This is a genomic window from Streptomyces milbemycinicus, assembly GCF_002154605.1.
GTDB classification, from domain to species: domain Bacteria; phylum Actinomycetota; class Actinomycetes; order Streptomycetales; family Streptomycetaceae; genus Streptomyces; species Streptomyces milbemycinicus.
The window spans coordinates 1-566 of the sequence record NZ_MUNE01000529.1 but is presented as its reverse complement, the minus strand read 5'-3'; the positions used below and the strand labels follow the sequence as shown (position 1 = coordinate 566).

At 67.8% G+C, this 566-nt stretch carries 1 protein-coding gene and 1 pseudogene; both read right to left on the bottom strand.

Going from position 1 to position 566, the window contains the following annotated elements:
* Positions 1–148: pseudogene (locus CCN51_RS58265) on the bottom strand (PDZ/DHR/GLGF domain-containing protein); the annotation flags it as partial.
* Between the two features lie 65 nt (positions 149–213).
* Positions 214–384, bottom strand: coding sequence for a hypothetical protein (locus CCN51_RS56085; RefSeq protein WP_014176619.1), 171 nt, complete (start codon positions 382–384; stop codon positions 214–216).
* Positions 385–566: the final 182 nt, after the last annotated feature.

Below are 566 nucleotides of genomic sequence, written 5' to 3'. Positions count from 1 at the left end.
GCACGCACTCACCCTTGTGCGAGCCCAGGGTGTTGTACGTCGGGCCCGGCGACATCTCCGCGTACGGCACCGGGAGCAGCGCCCCGGCGCACAGCAGCGCGATCAGCATCAGAAGGGAAGCGAGCATCGTCGCAGTGCGGCGTGGCATGGAACGACAGTACGGGACACGCCCGTCAGTCCACCGCCCGGGCCGTCCGTACGAGCCGACGACCGCTAGGCGGCATCCGAATCGGAATGTGCGCGCTCCATCGCCGCACGGAACCGTGCGTACCCGGCGAGCTCGGCGACATCCCCGGTCTTGCGAGTGCGCGAGGCCCAGGCCGTATAGAGCACGGCGGCCAACGCGGCGAGAACCGGAATAAGCAACCACAGAAGCACACCCACGGCGGCCTCCCGTCCCCTGACACAACCGCGACTGACAGATGAGCAGATTAATCCTCCGCCAGCTCAACGCTCAGGGCAGGGTGCGGGTTACGCAATCGGAGGACACCCGTCCGCGTGACATCTCCCCCCGGCGTGCCTCGCTCACCTTGCGCCACGCACCCGAGGTGCTATGCGTCCCCCTA